3 protein-coding genes and 1 pseudogene are annotated in these 2,992 nt (G+C 70.8%); 1 reads left to right on the plus strand and 3 read right to left on the minus strand.

All coding sequences use genetic code 11. The features are described 5' to 3' along the window. The 3 genes from U9980_RS26760 to U9980_RS26770 all read right to left on the minus strand — a co-directional run. Positions 1-476, minus strand: a 476-nt coding sequence (locus U9980_RS26760) for an endonuclease/exonuclease/phosphatase family protein (RefSeq protein WP_322770466.1), incomplete at its 3' end; no start/stop codon positions are given. A 242-nt stretch (positions 477-718) separates the two neighbouring features. Then, entirely contained in the window at positions 719-2,113 is a 1,395-nt protein-coding gene (locus U9980_RS26765; RefSeq protein ID WP_322770467.1) for a hypothetical protein, read from the minus strand. Between the two features lie 99 nt (positions 2,114-2,212). Next, the gene (locus U9980_RS26770) at positions 2,213-2,419 is read right to left on the minus strand and encodes a recombinase family protein (protein ID WP_322770468.1); all 207 of its coding nucleotides are present in this window, start codon (positions 2,417-2,419) and stop codon (positions 2,213-2,215) included. An 82-nt stretch (positions 2,420-2,501) separates the two neighbouring features. On the opposite strand from U9980_RS26770, the pseudogene U9980_RS26775 reads away from it, so the two are divergent. After that, positions 2,502-2,992 (plus strand): annotated as a pseudogene (locus U9980_RS26775) (hypothetical protein); the annotation flags it as partial.

A 2,992-nucleotide genomic window follows, 5' to 3' on the forward strand; every position in this document is an offset into this window, starting at 1 on the left:
GGCCCGCCCTCGGGCCGTGTCATCACCGCGACCACCCGCTCCATCTGGTCGGCCCGCATGTGCCGGCCGAACGGTGTCGCGTGATGGCTGGCGTGCTGCACCCGCTGCCCGTCGATCTCAAAAATGATCTTCGCGAGGGCGTGCCAGAAGTCGGCGGCACCGTAGGTTCGATACGAATCCGGCACCACTCTCAGCCCCGGCCGCCACAGCAGACCGACATGGAACCGCTGCCGGCCGGCGGCGATCGCGACTGCCCCTGGCTCGTAGGCACACTTCATCCCGGTGTCGTCGGCCAGCGTCCGCAACCGTGCCGCGGCGGTCTCGACCTCCTGCGCGATGATCTCCTGGACTGCGACAATATCCGCGTCCAGGCCGCGGATGACCTCCACGACCCGGCCGTACCGATCGCGTTCCTCGGCGCTGTCGGACTCGAACAGGTTGAGCGTGTTGTAGGTGCTGAACCGCACCTCGGCCACAGATCGTCCCCCTTCGTGGCGGCGCCATGCCCTGCGAGCACAGCGATCCGCGCCCACGTTAGGGTTCACTCCCACCCGACACGCCGGGCCCGCCCAAAGCCGTCGATCACGGGACCGGTCCCAGCCGCGGCAGACACGCTGTGACGGATGACGTTCGGCCCGCTCGACCCCAGTGAGACACCGCGCCGACCCGCACGGTCGAACCCGCGGCGCTGTGGGACGTGCGGGTCGGCGTTTGTGGATCAGCTGTCTGCTGGTGTCAGGACGCGTTCAAGGAAGGCGTCGTAGCTCTCGGCGTCGAGCGTTCCGTCCAGGGACAGCGCGGTGCGGATCGACTCCTCGCTGACGGGGCGGGGGACGCCGCGTCGTTCGGCTTCGCCGATCACCGAGGCGATGGTGGAGGCGGCGAGGGTGGGGCGGTGGCGGATGAGCCAGTCGAGCATCCCGGCGACAGGGCGATTGATCCCGTAGAAGGTGGGCTCGTATCCGTCGACGACGCTGGCGGTGCTGGCATCGAGCTCCCTGCCGGTCGTGAACTCGTCGAGGATCGCGTTGCGGATCGTGATCGACAGGTCGGCCATGGGGACCAGACCCTCGCCGGTGAGATCGGCCGCGACATACCAGCCGAGATCCTCGGCGAGGTCACGCACAGCCGCCTCGCTACGCCAGCGCAGCGCCCAGCGCCGGCGCCGGTTCGGGTTCTCCCACAGCCCCGTCATGAACATCCGGACGTAGCGGTTCCAGACGTCGATGATCCCCGGGGGCTGCGTCGCGTCGCCCCGGGTCGCCTGGATGGTCTCCCTCACGCCGTCGTCCGAGCGGCGGCGCCGCTCGGCCCAGTCCTCGGCGACCGGCCGCGACCACACGCTGCGCCCGCCCACGCTGGCCTGGGGCAGCGGGACGTCGCCCTCGCCGCGGGCAAGGTAGGCGCGCAGGGTCGACGCGGCGATCCCGCCGATCGTGGCGAGTTCGACCTGGCTGACCAGCTGGTCGCCGGTGAGCTCCGGCGCAGCGAGGCGGACCACGCACTCCGCCAGCGGCCGGGCACCCTCGCGGCGGTATCCGGCCCAGCAGGCGAGTTCGTTCAGCCACGGGGCGACGAGCCGGGCGGGATCGACGCGGCCGGTGTCCGCGTCGACGTCCGCCACGGCGAACACCTGCCCGCGGGCGGCGTCCCCGCCGCCGGCGAGTAGATCGGCCGCGCTGACGGTCGTCGCCCCGGGCACCGAGCGGCGCACGTAGGTCTCACCCGCCGCGTCCCACACCTGCGCCGGCCGGTACCAGCCGGCGCCGTCCCACCAGTAGCCGCCGCCGCGGTACAGCAGAGCCGGCCCCCAGTAGGTCATGTGCACGAAGGAGGCGTCGTCGTCCCGGTAGAGCACCACCGACCGGCCGTGGTCAGGATGCCAGCGCACGAACCAGCACAGGTCATGACGGCCCGGGTCGGTCGTGAACGCCACCCACCCGCCTTCACGGACCCGGTCCTGGCGACCCCACGTCTCACCGCCCGGATGGCGACCCACCGCCGAGATCCTCTTCGGGTCGTCCACCGGGATGTGTGCGTCGTCGACGAACGGCAGATCCGGGATCGGGTGATCCGTCCGCAGCCCGTTCGCCACCGCGTGATACCGATACATCTCCACCGCTGCACACTCCCGTTCGTAACGCTGCCTTGTCTACAGCATGGACGTCGGAGGAGGACAACAAGTTCCCCGAGGGTCGGAGTCCATGGGGGATTACCGAGCGTCAGACCCGCGGCGACGATCGACCTGCACGGGGTGCCAGCCGCCAGGGGCAGTGGTGTCGAGGTTTTCGTGCAGCGAAGCGAAGCCGACTTCGCGGCGACGCAAGTCGCTCACGATGGCGATCAGGTCCAGCACGGAGCGGGAGAGTTGCTCGAACGCGGGGACGACGAGCGTGTCGCCGGAGTGCACGAAGTCCAGGCAGGCGGCGAGCTATGGCCGACCGCCATGATGATCATGGCCACCCTTCGAGCCCACCGAACTCCTCCTCACCGAGCCGGCGGTGCTCACCTACATCCGCATCGGCTACGCCCGCGCCTCGACCGGCGGGCAGAAGTTCGAGCGCCAGATCGACGCGCTCACCACCGCCAACCCACGTGCCACCCTCGCCGGTGCCACACCGACCCTCGGGTTCCGGTGCGGTCTCCCACGAGATTCCGCGAACCCGTCGGATTCCATTGGGGGTGATGTCAACTTTCCGCCGGTCGGCTGGCCGGAGCCGGACTACGCGGCGATGAGGCCGTACAACCTCGCGGCCCGTACCCAGCCCGGGCCCGGACGGGCAGCCGGTCCCGGACCGGCGGGTGGCCGCCCTGCTGGCGCGCTGTGGCTACGTGGACGCGGCCTGGGCGCTCTACCAGCGCACCGGACAGGAGGAGCTGCTGGCCCGGACCGGCACGACCGGATCTGGGTCTCCGCCTCGCTGGCCCCGGCCCTGACCGGCTACCAGCTACTCGACACCCCGGCCGGCGCGAGTGACCACCACGGCGTGCT

The organism is Protofrankia sp. Cr1 (genome assembly GCF_963555865.1).
Taxonomy (GTDB): Bacteria; Actinomycetota; Actinomycetes; order Frankiales; family Frankiaceae; genus Protofrankia.